The 20,348-nt window shown below is 62.2% G+C and carries 24 protein-coding genes; 13 read left to right on the top strand and 11 right to left on the bottom strand.

Annotated elements, in window-relative coordinates:
• The first annotated feature begins 4 nt into the window (after positions 1 to 4).
• Entirely contained in the window at positions 5 to 910 is a 906-nt protein-coding gene (locus ACW5W7_RS09465; RefSeq protein ID WP_434664329.1) for an alpha/beta fold hydrolase, read from the top strand.
• Between the two features lie 102 nt (positions 911 to 1,012).
• Here the strand turns inward: ACW5W7_RS09465 and ACW5W7_RS09460 are convergent, their stop codons facing one another.
• Positions 1,013 to 3,382 (bottom strand): PilZ domain-containing protein, encoded by a 2,370-nt coding sequence (locus ACW5W7_RS09460; protein ID WP_456501525.1) that lies wholly within the window; start codon positions 3,380 to 3,382, stop codon positions 1,013 to 1,015.
• A gap of 100 nt (positions 3,383 to 3,482) precedes the next feature.
• Between ACW5W7_RS09460 and radA the strand changes: the two genes are divergently transcribed.
• Entirely contained in the window at positions 3,483 to 4,850 is a 1,368-nt protein-coding gene (gene radA / locus ACW5W7_RS09455) for a DNA repair protein RadA (protein WP_434664325.1), read from the top strand.
• A gap of 69 nt (positions 4,851 to 4,919) precedes the next feature.
• On the opposite strand, the gene ACW5W7_RS09450 is transcribed toward radA, so the two are convergent.
• Together ACW5W7_RS09450 and rsd are read right to left on the bottom strand one after the other, a co-directional pair.
• A complete protein-coding gene (locus tag ACW5W7_RS09450; protein ID WP_349919736.1) occupies positions 4,920 to 5,309 on the bottom strand; it encodes a PilZ domain-containing protein in 390 nt (129 codons plus the stop codon).
• A gap of 102 nt (positions 5,310 to 5,411) precedes the next feature.
• On the bottom strand, positions 5,412 to 5,894 hold the full coding sequence (gene rsd / locus ACW5W7_RS09445; protein ID WP_349919734.1) for a sigma D regulator: 483 nt from the start codon (positions 5,892 to 5,894) through the stop codon (positions 5,412 to 5,414).
• A 340-nt stretch (positions 5,895 to 6,234) separates the two neighbouring features.
• On the opposite strand from rsd, the gene hupA reads away from it, so the two are divergent.
• Both hupA and ACW5W7_RS09435 read left to right on the top strand, forming a co-directional pair.
• Positions 6,235 to 6,507: a nucleoid-associated protein HU-alpha gene (hupA, locus tag ACW5W7_RS09440; protein WP_005305063.1), complete on the top strand. Its 273-nt coding sequence runs from the start codon at positions 6,235 to 6,237 to the stop codon at positions 6,505 to 6,507.
• Between the two features lie 112 nt (positions 6,508 to 6,619).
• The gene (locus tag ACW5W7_RS09435; RefSeq protein WP_349919733.1) at positions 6,620 to 7,045 is read left to right on the top strand and encodes a hypothetical protein; all 426 of its coding nucleotides are present in this window, start codon (positions 6,620 to 6,622) and stop codon (positions 7,043 to 7,045) included.
• A 70-nt stretch (positions 7,046 to 7,115) separates the two neighbouring features.
• Here the strand turns inward: ACW5W7_RS09435 and ACW5W7_RS09430 are convergent, their stop codons facing one another.
• Entirely contained in the window at positions 7,116 to 7,265 is a 150-nt protein-coding gene (locus tag ACW5W7_RS09430) for a hypothetical protein (protein ID WP_349919731.1), read from the bottom strand.
• A gap of 2 nt (positions 7,266 to 7,267) precedes the next feature.
• The gene (gene dusA, locus ACW5W7_RS09425) at positions 7,268 to 8,254 is read right to left on the bottom strand and encodes a tRNA dihydrouridine(20/20a) synthase DusA (RefSeq protein WP_456501524.1); all 987 of its coding nucleotides are present in this window, start codon (positions 8,252 to 8,254) and stop codon (positions 7,268 to 7,270) included.
• 136 nt (positions 8,255 to 8,390) lie between these two features.
• On the opposite strand from dusA, the gene zur reads away from it, so the two are divergent.
• Genes zur through ACW5W7_RS09410 form a run of 3 tightly spaced genes read left to right on the top strand, consistent with a single transcriptional unit; the run spans position 8,391 to position 9,532 of the window.
• Complete coding sequence (gene zur / locus ACW5W7_RS09420; protein WP_349922568.1) at positions 8,391 to 8,837, top strand: zinc uptake transcriptional repressor Zur; 447 nt, start codon at positions 8,391 to 8,393, stop codon at positions 8,835 to 8,837.
• On the top strand, positions 8,837 to 9,298 hold the full coding sequence (locus ACW5W7_RS09415) for a chemotaxis protein CheX (RefSeq protein WP_349919728.1): 462 nt from the start codon (positions 8,837 to 8,839) through the stop codon (positions 9,296 to 9,298). Before zur ends, ACW5W7_RS09415 begins: the two co-directional genes overlap by 1 nt.
• Before the next feature lie 6 nt (positions 9,299 to 9,304).
• Complete coding sequence (locus ACW5W7_RS09410; RefSeq protein WP_456501523.1) at positions 9,305 to 9,532, top strand: hypothetical protein; 228 nt, start codon at positions 9,305 to 9,307, stop codon at positions 9,530 to 9,532.
• A 72-nt stretch (positions 9,533 to 9,604) separates the two neighbouring features.
• Here ACW5W7_RS09410 and brnQ read toward each other — a convergent pair whose 3' ends face one another.
• Complete coding sequence (gene brnQ / locus ACW5W7_RS09405) at positions 9,605 to 10,867, bottom strand: branched-chain amino acid transport system II carrier protein (RefSeq protein ID WP_349922565.1); 1,263 nt, start codon at positions 10,865 to 10,867, stop codon at positions 9,605 to 9,607.
• 236 nt (positions 10,868 to 11,103) lie between these two features.
• Positions 11,104 to 11,814, bottom strand: coding sequence for a tRNA1(Val) (adenine(37)-N6)-methyltransferase (locus tag ACW5W7_RS09400; RefSeq protein ID WP_456501522.1), 711 nt, complete (start codon positions 11,812 to 11,814; stop codon positions 11,104 to 11,106).
• A gap of 127 nt (positions 11,815 to 11,941) precedes the next feature.
• Here ACW5W7_RS09400 and srmB point away from each other — a divergent pair, with 127 nt between their 5' ends.
• A complete protein-coding gene (srmB, locus tag ACW5W7_RS09395) occupies positions 11,942 to 13,165 on the top strand; it encodes an ATP-dependent RNA helicase SrmB (protein ID WP_349919724.1) in 1,224 nt (407 codons plus the stop codon).
• Positions 13,166 to 13,347: 182 nt separating this feature from the next.
• Here the strand turns inward: srmB and yaaA are convergent, their stop codons facing one another.
• From yaaA to tapT, 3 genes are read right to left on the bottom strand one after another with little or no spacing between them, the layout of a single operon-like run.
• Positions 13,348 to 14,121, bottom strand: coding sequence for a peroxide stress protein YaaA (yaaA, locus tag ACW5W7_RS09390; protein WP_456501521.1), 774 nt, complete (start codon positions 14,119 to 14,121; stop codon positions 13,348 to 13,350).
• A gap of 36 nt (positions 14,122 to 14,157) precedes the next feature.
• Entirely contained in the window at positions 14,158 to 15,267 is a 1,110-nt protein-coding gene (locus ACW5W7_RS09385) for a PilT/PilU family type 4a pilus ATPase (protein WP_456501520.1), read from the bottom strand.
• Between the two features lie 26 nt (positions 15,268 to 15,293).
• Entirely contained in the window at positions 15,294 to 16,328 is a 1,035-nt protein-coding gene (gene tapT / locus ACW5W7_RS09380; protein WP_456501519.1) for a type IVa pilus ATPase TapT, read from the bottom strand.
• A 39-nt stretch (positions 16,329 to 16,367) separates the two neighbouring features.
• Between tapT and ACW5W7_RS09375 the strand changes: the two genes are divergently transcribed.
• The 5 genes from ACW5W7_RS09375 (at position 16,368) to ACW5W7_RS09355 (ending at position 19,423) form a co-directional block, all read left to right on the top strand.
• Positions 16,368 to 17,087 carry a YggS family pyridoxal phosphate-dependent enzyme gene (locus ACW5W7_RS09375; RefSeq protein ID WP_456501518.1) on the top strand — a complete coding sequence of 240 codons (720 nt, stop codon included), beginning with the start codon at positions 16,368 to 16,370 and terminating at the stop codon, positions 17,085 to 17,087.
• 202 nt (positions 17,088 to 17,289) lie between these two features.
• Entirely contained in the window at positions 17,290 to 18,114 is an 825-nt protein-coding gene (gene proC, locus ACW5W7_RS09370) for a pyrroline-5-carboxylate reductase (protein WP_456501517.1), read from the top strand.
• 25 nt (positions 18,115 to 18,139) lie between these two features.
• Positions 18,140 to 18,691, top strand: a complete 552-nt coding sequence (locus tag ACW5W7_RS09365; RefSeq protein ID WP_456501516.1) for a YggT family protein — start codon at positions 18,140 to 18,142, stop codon at positions 18,689 to 18,691.
• Positions 18,691 to 18,999, top strand: a complete 309-nt coding sequence (yggU, locus tag ACW5W7_RS09360) for a DUF167 family protein YggU (RefSeq protein ID WP_456501515.1) — start codon at positions 18,691 to 18,693, stop codon at positions 18,997 to 18,999. Before ACW5W7_RS09365 ends, yggU begins: the two co-directional genes overlap by 1 nt.
• 4 nt (positions 19,000 to 19,003) lie before the next feature.
• Positions 19,004 to 19,423 (top strand): DUF4426 domain-containing protein, encoded by a 420-nt coding sequence (locus tag ACW5W7_RS09355; RefSeq protein WP_456501514.1) that lies wholly within the window; start codon positions 19,004 to 19,006, stop codon positions 19,421 to 19,423.
• Between the two features lie 76 nt (positions 19,424 to 19,499).
• Here the strand turns inward: ACW5W7_RS09355 and ACW5W7_RS09350 are convergent, their stop codons facing one another.
• Complete coding sequence (locus tag ACW5W7_RS09350) at positions 19,500 to 20,330, bottom strand: CPBP family intramembrane glutamic endopeptidase (protein WP_456501513.1); 831 nt, start codon at positions 20,328 to 20,330, stop codon at positions 19,500 to 19,502.
• Between the last annotated feature and the right edge of the window lie 18 nt (positions 20,331 to 20,348).

The raw sequence follows: 20,348 nt of genomic DNA, 5'->3' as shown, positions 1-20,348 counted from the left end.
CAAGATGGAACTGTTGCAACAATCCCTGTTTATCCCCTGCGGCGAGCATCGACTGCATGTCCGCCATATTCACCCCGGTGTGGCGGTCCACGCCGACCCCATCCTGATGGTCCATGGGGCCATCGAGAATGGCCGCATCTTCTATACCGAATCGGGCAAGGGGCTGGCCTGCTACCTGGCTCGCCATGGCTATCAGGTCTATGTGGCGGACCTGCGGGGCCGGGGCCTGAGCACTCCTGCCATTGCCGAACGGGCCGGCCACGGCCAACATGAGCTCATCACCGAGGATATCCCCGCCCTGCAGCGCTGGGTGGCCGCGCGCCATCCCGATGCCAGGGTGCACTGGATGGCGCACTCCTGGGGCGGCGTCATCATGGCCTCGACCCTGGCTCGCTTTCCCGAGATGGCGGATGGCATCGCCAGCATGGTGTTCTTCGGCACCAAGCGCGGCGTCTCGGTGCAGAATCCGGAGCGCTGGCTGAAGGTCGATCTCATCTGGAATCGGCTCGCGCCCTGGTTGGCCCGCAACAGCGGCTTCCTGGCGGCGCGCAAACTGAAAATGGGGGCGGACGACGAACCCCTGCGCTACCTGCAGGAGACCATCCCCTGGGTGAAGTGCGGCCCCTGGCAGGATCCCCATGATGGCTTTGCCTATGGGGAGGCGGCAGGCCGGGTGGCCTGGCCGCCCCTCTGGATGATCTCGGCCAGAGCCGACAAGGTGCTGGGTCACCCCATCGACGTGCGCCGGTTCAGCGGCGAGATGGGCTCGGCGACCCGCCATACCCGGCTCGGGCGGGACAACGGCAATCGGCTCGATTATGACCACATCAACATGCTGACCGCTCCCCAGGCCCAGGAGGATCACTTCCCCCAGATCCTCACCTGGCTCGGCAACCCGCAGGCGACCTGAGGCGGCGTGGAGATCGGTGATTGAACCGATGACCGGATACAGAGAGAGCGGCCTTGGGGCCGCCCTCTCTCTTGCGGGTGAACCGACGAAGGTTGCCCTGGGTTAAGCCGCTGGCCGGATGCCGAGCCGGAACAGGGTGGCCTGGCTGGTGTCCGTCAGCTCACCGACCCCTACCACGCTCCACAGCTCCTCTTCCAGCTTCTTGGCCTTGTGGATGGCAAACTTGGCGATGTAGTCCAGCTCGTTGGCGATGAAGCTGGTATCCGGCCGGCCGGTGCGGGAGATACCGACCAGTACCGAGTAGAACTGCCCCTGTTGCAGGGCCAGCTCCACGAAGCGGCGCTTGTCCGCCAGGGTCGGGAAGCTGCTCGCCAGACGGCTGAGGAACAGAGGCGCTCCTCCCTGGGAGTGGAGGCTGGCGATATAGACCTCCTCCTGGGCGGGTTTGTCTTCCCGTTCGATGGCTCGCAGGGGATTGAGCAGCAGGCTCTTGAGGAGCCCCCCCTGGAACAGGGGATAGAGGTTGATCTCTCCCTCCTGCTCGGCGCAGGAGTGCAGCAGCTTGGTGAGGCTGCGGGGCCGGGGGGAGAGGCCCGCCGCCACCAGCTGGGGAGCCGCTTTCTGTTTGTTGATGTAGACGGGGGTGTCGAACAGGTGGTGGGTGAAGATGTTGCGCAGCGCTCGCGCCATGCCACGGTAGCGCCTGTGCTCCCGGGTGGCCTTGAGTTTGTTCTGGTTGCTCTCGATCAGCAGGCTGAAGAACTGATGGCCGGTGTGACGCTCCGGCGTCCCCTCGATGCACAGATGCAGCACGGTGCGACTGAGGTTCTGGCTGACCAGCCGGTAGGGCAGACGCTGCAGATCCATGCTCTTGGAGAGCTCCTGCAGCCGGGGCAGGGCAACCTGGAGGATATCCCCCTTCTCCCCGTCGAGGGGCTCTTCGAGCTCGACCTGCATGCCGTGGGCCGAGATGTCCCGGGTCCAGCCGAGCCAGGCCCGCTCCTTGTGGCGGATGACGATGGCGGTCTTGTGAACGTAGCGTGCCTCCTTGCGCAGTTGCACATAGTGCAGCGTCTCTATCTCGAAGGGGGCGGCCTCGATGCCGTGACCGAAGCGCTGCAACTCATTGGCGTTGTGGTGCAGGCTGGCATCGTAGCCGAACTCCTCGCGCTGGTTGTCCAGGCCAATCTCCTGCAGCGCTCCCACATAACCTATCTGTTTCAGCCTCTCTCGCAGCAGCATGTCCTGCAACTGGTGGGGTTCGCCCTGTTGACTGTCGAGATCGGCCTCCGCAATCGAACAAGCTTCCAGGCTGAACTTGTAGACTCGCCAGCTGGGGCGGCGGGCGCCGACTTGGAAGAAGAGGGCGGTCAGGCCGCTCTGTTGCAGCTCCTCCCGGGTGGCGGAGAAGAAGTAGAGGTGGCTGCGTACCGAGTGGGTGAAGCTGTAGATCAGGGTCTCTTTCAATCCACCGCCCTGGGGCAGCAGATCGCGCAGCCGGGCCGGCGGGAACAGGCTGGCGAGCATGTCCCGGTTCTTGGCGTCTCGCCAGTATTCGAGCAGATGCTGGTTGTTCTCAGTGCGCAGGGCGATTTCAAGGGCGGGGGCATCCCCCTTGCCAAAGAACAGGGGCATGCCGGTCATCCGCGGCAGGTAGAACTGCTCATAGCCCTTGATGATGGCGGCGGACAGCAGGTAATCGACACTGACCCGGTAGCGGCTGCGGTTGTGTTCGATGAATTCACTGAGAAAGCGCTCGAAGGCAGGATGATCCCCACTCTTCACCAGCCTCAGCCAGAATTTCCCCTCTTTTTGCTCTTCCCCCAGGATCTGGTAATCGATGGGCTGACGCAGCAAGGGATTGGCCGATTCCCGTTCCAGACCGGTGAAGATGACCTCGATCTGCTCACCGGTCTGGTAGTCGGGCAGGTAGGGGACAGAGACCCGGATCCCGCCGAGGGAGAGATCCGAGCTCTTGGCGAAGATCTTCTCCCCGCTGGCCAGCCTGAGTACCATGGGGGAGCTGAAGTGCATCCGCTCCTCCTGGCGGCCATAGTGGCTGGCGAAGGGGATGGCGTTGACGTCGAAGGGATGAAACGGGCTGCTGGGCAGGGAGAGGCGATCCATGCGCCCCTGATTGAGTTTGTACCAGACCTGCAACGCCTCGTAGACCCCCAGCGTGTAGCTGTCCCGGTAGAGATAGCACTGGGACTGGAACAGGGCGATGGCCTCGGTGGGCATGAAATGCGTCACGCCCTCTGACTCATAGACCTGACAGAGCTCGCCGAGTTCGCTGCGCATGTCGATCACCCGCCGGCAGGGGGTGCACTTGCGCTTGAGCTCCATCTTGAGGAGGAAGCGACTGTTGGTATTTTCGTTTTGAGTCAGACGGTTGAAGATCTCGTCGAAGTCCTTTTCCCGAAGCAGGGGGACAAGCTGTTCTATCAGGTGTAGGGGCTGTTCTGAATCCATGTCATCCTGCCGCGGAGGGTCACTTTTCCGAATCTGGGTTTGATCTGTCGGTCGCAAACAAGTATATCAAGCAGGAATTCATCCTGTCCCCGAGTTATCCATGGCCAAAAACAAAACCGCCTATGTTTGCACCGAATGTGGCGCCGACTTTACCCGCTGGCAAGGTCAGTGCAGCGAGTGCAAGGAGTGGAACACCATCAGCGAAGTCCGGCTGGGGGTGAATACCCCGGGCAAAAGCAGCGCCCGTTACAGCGGCTATGCCGGCGCAGTCGGCAGCCAGGTGCAGACCCTGGCGGAGATCGCCACCACCGAGATCCCCCGCTTCAGTTCCGGTTTCAAGGAGCTGGATCGGGTGCTTGGCGGTGGCGTGGTGCCGGGGTCTGCCATCCTGATCGGTGGCAATCCGGGGGCGGGCAAGTCGACCCTGCTGCTGCAGACCATGTGCGGACTGGCCGAGCGGATGAAGACCCTGTACGTGACCGGGGAGGAGTCCCTGCAACAGGTGGCGATGCGGGCCAGCCGGCTGGGGCTGCCCACCGACAAGCTGCGCATGCTGTCTGAAACCTCCGTCGAGCAGATCTGCCTCATCGCCCAGCAGGAGCAGCCGCAGATCATGGTCATCGACTCCATCCAGGTGATGCACGTGGCGGACGTGCAGTCCGCGCCGGGTTCCGTCTCCCAGGTTCGGGAATCCGCGGCCCTGCTCACCCGCTACGCCAAGCAGAACCACGTCGCCATCTTCATGGTCGGCCATGTCACCAAGGACGGCACCCTGGCGGGTCCCAAGGTGCTGGAGCACTGCATCGATTGCTCCGTGTTGCTGGACGGGGGCCATGACTCCCGTTTTAGGACCCTGCGTTCCCACAAGAACCGCTTCGGGGCGGTCAACGAGCTCGGGGTCTTCGCCATGACCGGGCAGGGCATGAAGGAGGTGAGCAACCCCTCCGCCATCTTCCTGAGCCGGGGGGAGGAGCAGGCGCCGGGCTCCATCGTCATGGTGATCTGGGAAGGGACCCGGCCGCTGCTGGTGGAACTGCAGGCGCTGGTGGATTACTCCCAGCTCTCCAACCCGCGCCGGGTGGCGGTGGGGATGGATCACAACCGTCTCGCCATGCTGCTAGCGGTGCTTCATCGCCACGGCGGCCTGCAGATGGCGGATCAGGATGTTTTCATCAACGTGGTGGGGGGCGTCAAGGTGGAGGAGACCAGCGCGGATCTGGCGCTCTTGCTGGCCATGGTCTCCAGCTTCCGGGATCAGGCCCTGCCCAAGGATCTGGTGGTGTTCGGGGAGGTGGGGCTTTCCGGCGAGATCCGGCCCGTGCCCTCCGGCCAGGAGCGCTTGCAGGAGGCGGCCAAGCACGGCTTCCGGCGTGCCATCGTGCCTCACGCTAATGCCCCCAAACATCCCATCGAGGGGATGGAGGTGGTGCCGGTGAAGAAACTGTCCGACGCCCTCGAGGCCTTGTAACGAGGTCAGTTGCGGCAAAGAAAAAGGAGCGCGTTGGCGCTCCTTTTTCTTTTGAATCATGCAGCCCGGTCACTCAGGGCTGGGGGCTGCGTGATCCTGATGCTCCTGCAGCAATTGTTCCAGCTCGCGATAGAGCAGCTGCTCTTCTCCCACGTTCAGCTGGATCATCCGCTTGAGGTGGCTGGCGCTGTCGATGTCGATGTGGTGGCAGTAGAAGCCCAGCTTCTTGCTGGCCTCGTGTGTCAGCTCCACCTGCATCTTGATCTCGATATCGCTGCCGCTGAGCACGAAACAGACCTCGTACTCCTTGTCGCCGCTGGGGGACCAATCCTCCGGCCTGAGCAGCAGGGCACCCTGCAGGGAGACATCGACCAGCTGGGTGCGCCACTGACGCCCCCCCTGGCTCAGCCTGGCGGCGGTCAGGTAGAAGATCCGGGTAAACTGGCGGCGCTCTGGCATGTTCATCTCCGGTAGAAAGGCCGATTCAGGGCTGGCAAAGGTTGCTTCAGATTGTAATCCAGCTTGAGCGGCAGGATCTTGAGCTGGCTCCGGTATTGACCATCAACCTTGCTGGTGGCTGAGAGATTCCACCACCTGCAGCGCCTTCACCAGACGATCCTCCTGCTTGAATCGGTCTTCCAGCACGGGGCCCAGATGGTTCAGGTCATCGTCGAGCAACAGCAACTGGGCTTCGTCGGCATTGCTGTACTTGTCGTTGAACTCCAGGGCGAATTCGGTGCAGGCCCGGATATGGGGATAGATGCGCTTGGCCAGCTCCAGCTTGTCGCCGCTGGCCTGCTCGAAGGCCGTCACCACGTGGTTGTAGATCTCGAAGTGACCGGCGCTGACGTAGTCGACCAGCTGTTCGCAGAAGCGTTGCAACTCGCTATGGCTGGGGAGGGAGCGCTGCTTGGCTCTGGCAGGTTTGAGGCCGGCCAGCCGGATGTACTCGACCAGCAAGGCCTGGCGAGCGTCGAGCCAGTCGTCAATGGCCCTGTGTTTGCCTGCCAAAGCGCGCTTGGTGTTTTCCAGTTCAGTTAACATAAACCCTCCATGGGCATGGCCTGCGGCGCGATGGCGGCAGGCCTGCGGTCATTCCATCGACTGACGACACTTCCTATAACTAGGGAAAATCCTGTTGACCGTCAATAGGAGTGTGGGGATATTGTTACATCAGGTGGGGGTTTGCGTACAAGTCCCTCATCGGTTGTGCGCCGCCGTGTCGTCACCAAGGACGATGAAGGGGCGAGATATGTGACTATTTCCGCAGATCTTGATGAAAACCCCAGCATTCAAGCCAATGGGGCTGATAAAGCCTTTGCCTGAGTGTTTTTTTTTGAATAGAGTGGCCCGGTGCTAAATGCCCGATCATAAAGGAAATGTTATGAACAAAGCTCAACTTGTCGATGCAATTGCCGCCAAAGCAGACCTGAGCAAAGCTCAGGCCAAAGTTGCTCTGGAAGAGATCATCAATGGTATTACCCAGAGCCTGAAAGAGGGCGATGCCGTTCAGTTGGTGGGTTTTGGTACCTTCAAGGTCAACCATCGTGCGGGCCGTACCGGTCGCAACCCGCAAACTGGCAAAGAGATCCAGATTGCAGCCGCCAATGTGCCGTCCTTTGTGGCAGGCAAGGCGTTGAAAGACGCCGTCAAGTAATAGCGTCAAGTAATCCTGTGAACCCGGCACCTGCCGGGTTTTTTCTTGCCATCGCCGGCAGAATTTGTTTCAGATACACTCAGGATATGGCAGTCGCTGTAGCGAGGTGGATATGGAACAGAAGAATGCCATTCGGCAGGTGGCCGTGCCCTGGGCACCCGCTCGTCAACTTCCCCCCGGCCTGGTCGTGGCCGAACTGCATCAGGATATCTGGAGCGACACCCTGACCGTGGTGCTGGGCCGTGCACGCAGCATCGATCTGCCGCCGCAGCACCTGTGCCGGGTCAGCTTCCGTCACATCTTCGCCGTGCGGGTCATGGAGGATTGCGATCTGGCGGAGGGGCGCGACAGTCACACCCTCGAGGAGCAGATCCAGCTGATCACCCCGTCCCGTTTCGCCAGCTGGTTCCATCAGGAGTCCGATGGCCTGCATCTGGACGAGGATCTGCAGCACTACCGCATCTCGACCTGGGATTATTGCGCCGACGTGCTGACCTCCCTACCTCCCGAACTGCAGTTCGTCGAGGCGACCGAGTAAGCCCCACATCAATGAAAAAGCCGGAACTGCGAGGTTCCGGCTTTTTTGTGTCTGCGGGCAGGGAAAAGGCTCAGCCCAGCAGTTGATCCTTGTGCAGGCCGAGCACGACCACCAGCCCCAGCAGATAGAAGGGGCTGAGCTTGATGCCGAGGATGGCGAGCAGGCCTGCGCACAGGCGTACCAGGGCCTTGTGCAGCCAGGTGCCGGTGAAACGATACATGCTTATGCCACCGTCTCGGTCTGGAGAAACTCGGGTACCTTGGCCATGGCGTCCAGCACCACCTGGATGCCGGCGCCGGGCTTGCAGGCGTTCTCGCTCAGGTGACGACGCCAGGCGCGAGCCCCCTGCATGTTCTGGAACAGGCCCAGCATGTGGCGGGTCATGTGGGAGAGATAGTTGCCCTTGGCGAGCTCCTGCTCCATGTAGGGCAGCATCATGCGTACCACCTCATGGCGACTCGGTACTGCTTTGTTCTGGCCGAACAACAGGTTGTCCACCTGCGCCAGCAGGTAAGGATTCTGGTAGGCCTCGCGCCCCATCATGACGCCGTCGACATGTTGCAGATGCTCGAGGGTCTGCTCCAGGCTGGTGACACCGCCGTTGAGGGCGATGGTGAGGTTGGCGTAGTCCTGTTTGACCCGGTAGACGCGCGGGTAGTCCAGGGGCGGGATCTCGCGGTTCTCGCGGGGGCTCAGCCCGCTCAGCCAGGCCTTGCGGGCATGGACGATGAAGGTGTCGCAACCGGCGTCCCGCACCTGCTCGATGAAGGCCTGCAAGAATTCGTAGGAGTCCTGCTCGTCGATGCCGATGCGAGTCTTCACGGTGACTGGAATGTCCACCACGTCGCGCATCGCCTTGACGCAGTCGGCCACCAGGGCGGGTTCTCCCATCAGGCAGGCACCGAAGCGGCCGTTCTGCACCCGATCCGAGGGGCAGCCCACGTTCAAGTTGATCTCGTCATAGCCGCGCTCCGCGGCCAGCCTGGCGCAGCGGGCCAGATCCGCCGGATTGCTGCCTCCCAGCTGCAGCGAGATGGGATGCTCCTGCTCGCTGTAGCCCAGATAGTCGCCTTTGCCATGGATAATGGCGCCAGTGGTGACCATCTCGGTATAAAGTAGCGTCTGACTGGTCATCAGCCGATGGAAATAACGGCAATGTCGATCGGTCCAGTCCAGCATGGGGGCGATGGAGAAGCGCTGCGCCTGCATAAAAATCATCCGGGGTGGCAAAACAAGGGGCCGGATCCTACCACAACGTGAGGGCCCCCCCGAAAATGAATTTTGTCGCCGCCTCGGCTGGGCCCTGTGATAGTATCCGGCTAATTGACAGGGTAGCTGCGTGATGATGAATCAAGACCAACTCTTACTAAGGGCGGAACGCCTCTGCGAACAGCGCGGGATCCGCTTCACCCCCACCCGGCGTCAGGTGTTTCGCCTGCTGGCGGCCCACGGCAATGCCATCAGCGCTTACGACCTGCTGGCCCAACTGCAGCAGACCGAGGCCCATGCCAAGCCACCGACCGTCTACCGGGCCCTCGACTTCCTGCTGGAACAGGGTTTCGCCCACAAGGTGGAATCCCTCAACGCCTTCATTTTCTGCTGTCACTTCGACCATGCCCACCCGATGCAGCTGCTGATCTGCGATCGCTGCGGCGATGTGGTGGAGCTGCACGACAACGCCATCGACGGCGCCTTTTCCGAGCAGGCGCGCCAGCATGGTTTTACTATTACCAACAAGACCATAGAGGCTCACGGCCAATGTGCCCGTTGCGCCGATGCCCCGGAGGCATGATGAAGGCTGATTTTGTAAACCCGTTCCTGCTCTCCCTGCTCAACGTGATCTCCACCATGGCGCAGCTGGAGCTCAAGCCCGGCGCCCCCAAGCGCAAGACGGACGAGCTGGCACGCGGGGATGTGTCCGGCCTCATCGGCATGGTGGGCCCGCAGACCCGCGGTTCCCTCTCCATCAGCTTCGAGAAGGGGCTGGCGCTGGAGATAATGCGCCGCATGCTGGGGGAGGCGCCGACCACCCTCAACGAGGAGGTCACCGACATGGTGGGGGAGATCACCAACATGGTGACCGGCGGGGCCAAGCGGATGCTGGGGGAGAAGGGCTACGAGTTCGACATGGCGACGCCCATCATCGTCTCGGGGCCGAATCACACCATCACCCACAGGGCGGACGGGGCCAAGATCATGATGCCGTTCGATTCGGACTACGGCCGCGCCACCATCGAAATCTGCTTCGAGTAACCCATCATGTGGAAAGCGTTGAAATGGAGTTTCATCGCGGCAGTCCTGCTGCTGATCCTGTCGGACATCCAGCTCAAGACCTCCATCTACAAGTATGAGGACAACAGCGTCCTGATAAGCTTCCCCCGCTGGCAGGCGAAGCAGCCATGGGGCACCCTCAGCTGGCATGCGGGCAGGGTAGAGCATCACTGGTATGGCTTGGCCGGCAAACCCAAACCGGGCGCCGGGCTCTAGCCCGAACCGTTCATCTCGAGACAAACAAAAAGGGCCAGCAGATGCTGGCCCTTTTTCATGTGCGGTGGACTATCAGGCGGCTTCGGCAGCCAGCTTGTCACCGGCGCGGATCATCACGCCCAGACCACAGGCCAGCAGGGTTGGCAGCAACCAGGCCAGGCCCTTGTCAAACAGCGGCAGGAAGGCGAACGCATCCATCTTCATGCCGGCGGCGCCCAGGCCATCCAGGCAGCCGAACAGGAAGGCGACCAGCAGCACGGAGCGGAACACCAGGCGCGGACGACCGAAGTAGCCCTTCAGGAAGGTGACCAGTACCAGGGCCACGGCGACCGGGTAGATGGCAACCAGCACCGGGATGGAGAGGCTGATGAGCTGGCTCAGGCCGACGTTGGCCACCACGGCACAGATGACCCCCAGCAGCACGACCAGCTTCTTGTAGGCGATGCCAGTGAGATTGTGGAAGAAGTCGGAGCAGGCGGAGATGAGGCCCACGGCGGTGGTGAAACAGGCCAGGGTGATGATGCCGGCCAGGATGAACTGGCCCGGTTGACCGAACAGGCTCAGCACGTAGGCGTTGACGATGGCGCCGCCGTTGCTGACATCGGTGGCCACGCCAGCGGCGGTGTTACCGAGCTGGAACAGGGAGACATAGACCACGGACAGACCGATGGCGGAGATGACGCCGGCGATGGCCAGGTACTTGAACTGGCTCTGGTAGTCGGTGATGCCCTTCTGGCGCAGCAGATCGACGATGAGGGCGCCAAACATCAGGGACGCCAGGGTGTCCATGGTGTTGTAGCCTTCCAGGATCCCTTTCACGAAGGGGCCGCTCTGGTAGTCGCCGGTGGCGGCAGGCATGGTGCCTTGCGGAGCCATGAAGACGCCGACGGCCAGGGTCAGCAGCAGGATCATCAGCACCGGGGTCAGGTATTTGCCGATGGCGTCCATCAGCTTGCCCTGATTCATGGAGACCAGGATGGCGATGCCGAAGAAGATCACCGTGTAGACGGCGAGACCCGCCTGCCCCATGTCACCGATGAAGGGCTTGATGCCCATCTCGTAGGCGACGAGGCCGGTACGGGGGGCGGCGAAGGCCGGGCCGATGATGATGTAGATGGCGACCGCCAGGGTGGTGGCGATGCCGGCAGGCAGCAGCTTGGTCATGCCGGCCCAGCCGTTGCCAGCCTTGGCGACGGCGATGATGGTGATGAGCGGCAGGCCCACGGCGGTGACCAGGAAGCCCAGCATGGCGAGGGAGAGGTGCTCACCCGCCAGATAGCCGGCCAGGGGCGGGAAGATGATGTTACCGGCGCCCAGGTAGAAGGCGAAGGTCATAAAGCCCAATCCGAGTACATCGGACGTCGTGAGTGATTTCGTCAAGTTCAACCTCGTCTGTCTTGTAAACTATTGCTTGTTATAGTTTTTTATTGGTCAGTGACCCAGGCCCCTCGGGGATAAAAAAAAGGAGCCCCGCTGTTTTTTTCATCATGACCAGTGGTTTTGGCTGGTCTGGAGCGGGTGCTCGTTTAACAGTCAGCATAATGATGTGGAAAAATTCTTCAAGACAAAATTTACATCTTCAAATAGAAGGGGTGGGTTAGTTGGATGTATCTGTCGGAATAGCCTCCAGTAGCAGAATGGATCACAATTTCACCCCGTTCACACCTATTTAATCCTCTGTGAAGTAGCAATAAAACGCGATTTGCCTCTTTCCCTTCCTTGGTGATAACAGCTGTATAACAACTGGCATACAGTTCAAAATGCTCGGAAATGCATAAAATTTCAGCAGCCATGGCGGTGGGCAGCACCAGCGCCACCCGGCCGCTCGGAGCCAGCAGGCGCTGGCAGGCGGCCAGCAGCGCCCGGGGACCCAGGCTGCCGGTGTGCCGGGCCAATGCCCTGGCCGGGTCGCTGAAAGTCTGGCCTGCCACGAAGTAGGGCGGGTTGGAGACGATGAGGTCATAGGGCGCCGCCCGGTGATCCTGGATGGCCGCTTCCATTATGTTGAGCCTGTGGGCCCAGGGGGAGGCAGCGACATTCTCTCTGGCCTGGCTGGCTGCATCCTTATCCAGCTCTACCGCATCGATCTGGCAGTCGCTTGTGCTGCGCTGAGCCAGCATCAGGGCGATGAGGCCGCTGCCGGTACCGATGTCCAGCACCCGGCGCACGCCGGTCAGCGGGGCCCAGGCACCGAGCAGGATGCCGTCGGTGCCCACCTTCATGGCACAGCGGTCATGGGCGACATGAAATTGTTTGAAGGTAAAGCCGTTGCTGCGCCCCATCTGGCCCTCTATCCCGTCCGCGATACAAAAAATGGTCGGCGATTATAGCGGCTAAGGTGCCAGCGCCATAGGAGCGGGCGACATAATCGCCTATAATCTGCCGCTTCCTAAATGACCGAGTATTGCCATGAGCCAGTCCTTTGATGATTTCGACCTGAATCCCGCCCTCAACCGGGCCTTGGCCGAGATGGGTTTCACCCGCCCCACGACCATCCAGCAGATGGTGTTGGAGCCAGCCCTGGATGGCCGCGATATTCTGGCGTCCGCGCCGACCGGAACCGGCAAGACCGCCGCCTTCCTGTTGCCCGCCATGCAGCACCTGCTGGACTTCCCGCGCCGCAAGCCGGGCCCCTGCCGCATGCTGATCCTGACCCCGACCCGGGAGCTGGCGCTGCAGGTCAGTGCCCACGCCAAGGCGCTGGCGGTGCACACCCACCTCAGCATCGAGACCATCATCGGCGGTGTCAGCCATGAAGAGCAGCTGCCGGCGCTGACCAAGACCACCGACATCGTGGTGGCGACCCCGGGCCGCCTGCTCGAGTACATCGAGAAGGAAGAGTTCGAGAGCCACGACATCGAAGTGCTGGTGCTGGATGAAGCGGACCGCATGCTGGACATGGGCTTCATCAAGGACGTGAACCGCATCGTGGAAGAGGCGCGCTACCGCAAGCACACCATGCTCTTCTCCGCCACCCTGGAGGGGGCCGGCCTCACCAAGTTTGCCAACGAGATCCTCAAAGACCCGGTGGAACTGCACGCCGAGCCACCCCGCAGCGAGCGTCGCCCCATCACCCAGTGGGTGCACCTGGCGGACGACGCAGCCCACAAGCTGGCGCTGCTGATACACATCCTGAAGGATCCGCAGACCCAGAAGGCCATCGTCTTCGTCAAGACCCGCGAGCGGCTGGCTGAGCTCTCCGGCCAGTTGCAGGCGGCGGGCGTGCCCTGCGCCTGGATCCGCGGCGAGATGGAGCAGGCCAAGCGCATCGAGTCCATTCGCAAGTTCCACGAAGGAGAGGTGCCCTTCCTCATCGCCACCGACGTCGCCGCTCGCGGCATCGACCTGCCGAATGTCAGCCATGTCATCAACTACGACATGCCCTATGGCACCGATGTCTATGTGCACCGCATCGGCCGCACCGGCCGTGCCGGCAACCGGGGCTGCGCCATCAGCCTGGTGGAGGCCCACGACATGGCCATGGTGGCCAAGATCGAGCGCTACACCGAGGAGCGCCTCAAGCGCCGGGTGATCGATGAGCTGCGTCCCAAGCACAAGGAAGCCCGGGTGCCGGTGAAGAAGAAAAAGCCGAAGGATGGCAAGAAGAAGTCCGCCAAGAAGAAAAAGAAGTAAGCCATTGTCAGGCGGCCACCTCTGGGTGGCCGTTTTGTTTCAGGGGGAGCCTGGCAGGACCCCGCCGGATCGCGGACAGAAAAAAGCCGACGCATGAACGTCGGCTAACAAAAAAGTGCTTACAACAGAGGATTCATAGGTTCAGACCCGAGGATCCCGTGGTTGGTTCACTTTTTTTGTAATTAATTTTCAGCGCGCTTGAACATCAGGGTGTGCGGGTCCGACTCTTCGGCCACGAAACGGTAGCCGCCATCGTTGAAACCGGTCAGCTGCTCCACCTCGGTCAGGCGGTGCTTGATGATGTGGCGGGCCATCATGCCGCGGGCCTTCTTGGCGTAGAAGCTGATGATCTTGTACTGACCATTCTTCTCGTCCTTGAACACCGGCGTGATGATCCGCCCCGTCAGGGCTTTCGGGCGCACCGACTTGAAATACTCGTCGGAAGCCAGGTTGATCAGCACCTCGTCCCCCTGGGCCGCCAGCGCCTTGTTCAGGTGCTCGGTGATGATGTCGCCCCAGAACTGATAGAGATCCTTGCTGCGCTCGTTGTCGAGGCGGATCCCCATCTCGAGGCGGTAGGGCATCATCAGATCCAGCGGGCGCAGCACCCCGTAGAGACCGGACAGCATGCGCAGATGCGTCTGGGCAAAGGCGAAGTCCTCCTCGCTGAAGTCTTCCACCGCGAGACCGGTGTAGACATCCCCCTTGAAGGCCAGCAGCGCCTGGCGGGCATTGGCCGGGGTGAAGTCCGGTTGCCACTCGCTGAAGCGCGCCGCATTGAGCCCCGCCAGCTTGTCGCTGATCTTCATCAGGCTGGCGATCTGGGCCGGCGTCAGCTGGCGGGCGCGGGTGATGAGCCGGGCGGAGTGATCCAGCAGCTCGGGCTGGGTGAAACGGGAGGTCACCAGCGGCGACTCGTAATCCAGCGTCTTGGCCGGGGAAACCACAATCAGCATAACTTTCCTTCATTCGCGATGGACAGCGCCCCCTCATTATCCATCCAGGGTGGCGCTGTCCAGTGAACCTGTGCCCAGCTGCTGGCGACCGGAGAGCTTGATCTGCAGCCTCAGGTCGTTGGCGGAGTCGGCGTGGGCGAGGGCCTCACTGTAGCCAATTTGGCCGCCACAGAACAGGGTGAACAGCGCCTGATCGAAGGTTTGCATGCCGAGCTCGGTGGATTTGGTCATCACCTCCTTGAGCCGATGGATTTCCCCCTTGCGGATGATGTCGGTGATGAGCGGGGTGTTGAGCAGGATCTCGAAGGCGGCGACCCGGCGCTGACCGTGCAGGTTGGGCAGCAGTTGCTGCGCGACGATGGCGCGCAGGTTGAAGGAGAGATCGAACAGGAACTGGCGGTGTTTCTCCTGGGGCACCAGATGGAGGATGCGATCCAGCGCCTGGTTGGCGTTGTTGGCGTGCAGGGTGGCGAGACAGAGGTGGCCCGTCTCGGCGAACTGGATGGCCAGTTCCATGGTCTCCTGGCTGCGGATCTCGCCGATGAGGATCACGTCCGGGGCCTGACGCATGGAGTTCTTGAGTGCCACATCGAACGACTCGGTGTCTATGCCCACCTCTCGCTGGGTGACCAGGCAGCGGCCGTGGCTGTGCACGAACTCCACCGGATCCTCCACCGTCAGTATATGGCCGTAACCGTGCTGATTGCGAAAGCCTATCATGGCGGCCTGGGTGGTGGACTTGCCGGCACCGGTGGCCCCCACGAACAGCACCAGACCACGCTTGGCCATGGCGACGTCCTGCAGGATTGGGGGCAGTTTCAGCTCCTCAAAGCCGGGGATCTGGGTCTCGATGCGGCGCAGCACCATGCCCGGCTGATCCTGCTGCCAGAAGGCGCTGACCCGAAAACGACCTATCCCCTCGCGGACGATGGCGTAGTTGGCCTCCCGGCTATGCAGGTAGCGTTCGAGGTGCGCGGCATCCAGGCTGCTCCTGACCAGCGTCAGGGTGGTCTGGCGATCCAGCGGGACCTCGCCGAGGGGCACCAGGCGGCCATTGACCTTGAGGGTGGGGGGGGCGCCGACCGTGATGAACAGATCCGACCCCTTTTGTTCAACCAGTGCAGCCAACAGAACATCCATGTTCATAGCGTCTCCTTGGGTTTGAGGTTCTCTTAAATGCTGTTGGGATCGGCCGCCTTGGCCTTGGCATCCAGGGCGGCCACGACGCCACGGTTGACGAGCTGCTTGAGGCTCTGATCCATGGTCTGCATGCCGTGGGTCATCCCGGTCTGGATGACGGAGTAGAGCTGGGCCACCTTGTCTTCCCGGATGAGGTTTCGCACCGCCGGGATCCCCAGCATGATCTCGTGGGCCGCTACCCGGCCGCCGCCGATCCGCTTGAGCAGGGTCTGGGAGATGACGGCGCGCAGGGATTCGGAGAGCATGGATCGCACCATGTCCTTCTCCGCGCCCGGGAAGACGTCGATGATACGGTCGATGGTCTTGGCCGCTGACGAGGTGTGCAGGGTGCCGAACACCAGGTGGCCGGTCTCAGCGGCGGTCAGGGCCAGGCGTATGGTTTCGAGATCCCGCATTTCCCCCACCAGTATGATGTCGGGGTCTTCCCGCAGGGCCGAGCGCAGGGCGTTGGTGAAGCTCTTGGTGTCGCGATGGACTTCGCGCTGGTTGACCAGGCAGCGTTTGTTCTCGTGCACGAATTCGATGGGATCCTCGATGGTGAGGATGTGCTGGTGGGTGTTGTCGTTGATGTAGTCGACCATGGCCGCCAGGGTGGTGGACTTGCCGGAGCCGGTCGGCCCCGTGACCAGCACCAGCCCGCGGGGGAACTCGGCTATCTTGCGAAACATCTCCGGTGCCCCCAGATCCTCGAGGCTCATGACCTGGCTTGGAATGGTCCGGAACACGGCGCCCGAGCCACGGGATTGCTGGAAGGCGTTGACCCGGAAGCGCGCCATGCCGGGCACCTCGAAGGAGAAGTCCACCTCGAAGTTCTCCTCCAGCTCCTTGCGCTGGTGGTCATTCATGATGTCATAGATGAGGGCGTGTACTTCCCTGTGGTCCAGGGCGGGCAAATTGATCTTGCGAACCTCCCCATCAACCCTGATCATCGGAGGAACCCCGGCCGAGAGGTGTAGATCCGAGGCCTTATGCTTTACACTAAAAGCCAATAACTCTGTGATATCCATAGATTTGTTTTTCTCCCATCACAAGATCACGAACGAAATATGAGCCAGATTGCCCAGCACCTGCTTCAGGTAAAGGAACGTATCATACAGGCGGCCAGACGGGTTGGCCGTGGCGCCGATCCTATTGAGCTGCTCGCGGTCAGCAAGACCAAACCCCTCGAGGATATTCAGGCCGCCTATGCCGCCGGCCAGCGCCGCTTCGGCGAATCCTACGCCCAGGAGGCGGCCACCAAGATCGACACCCTGCGTGCCCGGGCCGAACAGACGGCGAGTGCAGACTACGCAGACATAGAGTGGCACTTTATCGGGCCCCTGCAATCCAACAAATCCAGATTGGTGGCGGAGCGATTCGATTGGGTTCAAAGCGTCGATCGTGACAAGCTGATCGAGCGCCTCAACAACCAACGTCCGGCCGGGATGGCGCCGCTAAATGTCTGTCTGCAAATCAATATTAGCGGAGAGAGCAGCAAATCCGGTACGTCGGAGCAAGAGATTTTCCGGCTGGCAGCTCTGGTTGCCGGTTGTGATCGACTGGTGCTGCGCGGCTTGATGGCCATCCCGGAACACACCAGCGACGAGGCGGTGCTGGCCGGGCAGATGCGGCGCATGCAGGCTCTGTTCACCGAGCTTGCGCGACAATACCCGAGTGTCGACACCCTCTCCATGGGGATGACCGAGGATCTGGAGCCGGCGATCGCCCATGGCAGCACCATGGTGCGGGTTGGCACCGCCATCTTCGGCGCCCGCGACTACTCATAGCGAGCACGGGATGCGGTTGCCCCGGCCAACCCCGCCGGGCTTCATCATCCTGCGCCGCACATCCTGACTGGCGAAGGGATTGTGCCCATTGCGGGCCGACAGTCAGGGCGGCAATACCATCAGTTTCGGGAGTCTGTCATCCCCCGGCGTATCGGCGCCGTTACGGCAGATGTCCCAATCACATTGACCACAGGAGTGCGTGATGCAACACCGAATTCTTGCCTTTATCGGCGCAGGCAACATGAGCCGCAGTATCATCGCCGGCCTCATCCAGGCGGGCTATCCCGCCGACTGCATCCTGGCCGCCAACCCGAGCCGTCCCAAGCTGGACGAGTTGGCCTGCCAGTTTGGCATCCGTGTCACCCAGGACAACGCCGAGGCGGCCAGGGCGGCCGATGCCATCGTGCTGGCGGTCAAGCCCCAGCTGATGGCAACCATGCTGACGGAGCTCGTCGCCAGGGTCGGTTCCCTGGAGGGCAAGCTGCTCATCTCCATTGCCGCCGGCATCCGGGTCGAGCGCCTCCAGGAGATGGCGGGCGGTCATGATCGCATCGTGCGCGCCATGCCCAATACCCCCTCCTTGCTGGGGCTCGGCATGACGGGCCTCTATGCGCCTGCCGCCATCGGGCAGGATGATCGGAACTTCGCCGAGCAGATGATGCAGTCCGTGGGCAAGACCCTCTGGACCGAGCAGGAGGCGGGGATCAACGGCGTCATCGCCGCGGCGGGCAGCGCCCCGGCCTACTTCTTCCTGTTCATGCAGGCCATCGCCGAAGAGGCCGAAGCCATGGGATTCAGCCCCGAGCAGGCCCGGCTGCTGGTGCAGCAGACGGCCCTCGGTGCCGCCGCCATGGTGGAGCAGAACCCACAACTCTCCCTGCAGACCCTGCGGGAGCAGGTGACCAGCAAGGGGGGGACCACCGCCGAGGCGGTCAAGACCTTCCAGGAGCAGGGGCTGATGCCGCTCACCGCTCGCGCCATGCAGGCAGCCGTGACCCGCGCCGCCGAGATGGAAACCCTTTTTTGAACACAGTCCTTAACCGGGAGCCCAGATGAATACCGCTTACTTTCTGATTAACACGATTTTCGATCTCTACCTCATGGTGGTGTTGCTGCGCGTCTGGCTGCAGTGGGCCCGTGCCGACTTCTACAACCCCATGAGCCAGATGGTGGTCAAGCTCACCAACCCGCTGGTGGTGCCCCTGCGTCGCATCATTCCGGGCTTTGGCGGGCTGGACATGGCCTCCGTGCTGCTGGCCCTCATCATCGCCTTCGCCAAGCTGGCGCTGCTCAAGAGCATGAACGTGCTGCTGGCTGACTGGCTCACCCTCAGCCTGTTCGCCTTCCTCACCGTGCTGAAGAAAGCGGGCTCCATGATCTTCTGGGTGCTGCTGATCCGCGCTATCCTGAGCTGGGTCAGCCAGGGTCGCAACCCCATCGAGTACGTGATGCATCAGCTGACCGAGCCCTTCCTGGCCCCCATCCGCCGCATCCTGCCGGCCCTGGGCGGGCTGGATCTCTCCGTGCTGGTCGCCTTTATCGCGCTGCAGGCCATAAACTATCTGTTAGGGGATCTGTTCGGCCAGCTGTGGTGGATGATCTGATGCCGGCCGTCCTGCGTGAAGGGGACGATCTGGTACTGCATCTGATGATCCAGCCCAAGGCGAGCCGGGATCAAATCGTCGGCTTGCACGGCGATGAAGTGAAAGTGGCCATCACGGCGCCGCCGGTGGATGGCCAGGCCAACGGCCATCTGATCAAGTATCTGGCCAAGCAGTTCAAGGTGGCCAAGGGGCAGGTCAGGATAGTGCGGGGAGAGCTCGGTCGGCACAAGACGGTGGCCATCGAGGCACCGAGGCAGATCCCCGTCGAGATAGATGCCCTGCTGGAAAGCGGAACAGGAGAGGGATGACATCATGAAAACAGCCTGGATGAGCTGCCTGCTGGCACTCTTGATGGCGCTGCCGTTGCAGGCGGAACAGATGAAGGAGCTGGGCCCCTGGCGGGTGCATTACAGCGCCTTCAACTCCAGCTTCCTCACCCCCGAGGTGGCCAAGGCCTACGGGCTGGAACGCAGCCGCTACAATGGCATCGTCAATATCGCGGTGCAGAACAAACAAGGGGTGGCCCAGGCGGTCGGCATCAGCGGCGAGGCCAAGAACCTGACCGGCACCATCCGCACCCTGAGCTTCCAGGAGGTGAAGGAAGGGGAGTCCATCTACTACCTGGCGGTACTGCCCTATCGCAACGAGGACACCTACCAGTTCACCCTGAAGATCATGGGGGAGGGGCAGCAGCAGACCCTCAGCTTCCAGCAGACCTTCTACGTCGACTGACGCCAGGCGTCACAACAAGCCCCGGACCTTGCGGTTCGGGGCTTTTTTATGCGCCTTTTCTGCGGCCGACCCCGCGTTATCGACTGGCCATGGGGTAGGTGAACAGGGCCAGATGGGTAAAGTTGAACAGGAAGTGCAGCAGGATGGCGACGCCGAGGCGGCCGCTCAGCTGGAACGCCAACCCGTAGCAGGCCCCGGCCAGGGTGGCGAACAGCACCAGCAGCAGACCGCCGGCCAGATGCGCCGCCCCGAACAACAGGCTGGCGGCCAGGATCCCCAGCCAGACCCGGCTGCGCTGGGCGATGGCCTGCTGGATGAAGCCCCGAAACAGCGCCTCCTCCGCCACGCAGGTGAACAGCAGGTTGTTGAAGGCGAACAGCCACCACCAGTGGGGCAGGCCCAGCTCGGGCTTGAGGGCTCCGAGCTGCCAGGCGAGCAACAACATGGCAGCCAGCGGCAACACCAGCAGCGCCAGGGGGCGCCAGCGCAGGGGGCCGCCCTGACCCAGCAGGCTGGGCCAGGCCAGCAGCAGGCCGAAGAAGATCAGCGGCTTGTCCAGATTGAGGTAGAGGGTGAAAGGCACGCTGGCGGGGCCGGCCTGAACCTTGTCCAGTACCCGCAGGTTGTCAAACCCCGGCACCAGGTGCAGGGTGAGCGCGATGGCCCAGAGCAGCACCAGGGCGAGGGCCACCGGGCGCCAGGGCTGGGGCAGCGTGGGAGTGCGCCAGGCCAGCAACAGGCCGGCGAGGCTGACCAGCAGAGCGGGCGGTGCGATACGGCCCAGGGTCAGGGCGGCAGTCAGGGCGACCCCGAGCAGGATGAGGCCGGGCGTGCGTTGGCGGGCGAGACAGAGCAGCACGGCCAGCGCCAGTGTCCCCCAGATCAGGGCATCAGGAAGCGGTAACATTGAGTCTCCTTTTGGCAT

The sequence above is a fragment of the Aeromonas intestinalis genome (assembly GCF_054052485.1).
Note: the sequence above shows the minus strand (reverse complement) of the source record. Positions and strands in the feature narration are given on the sequence as shown.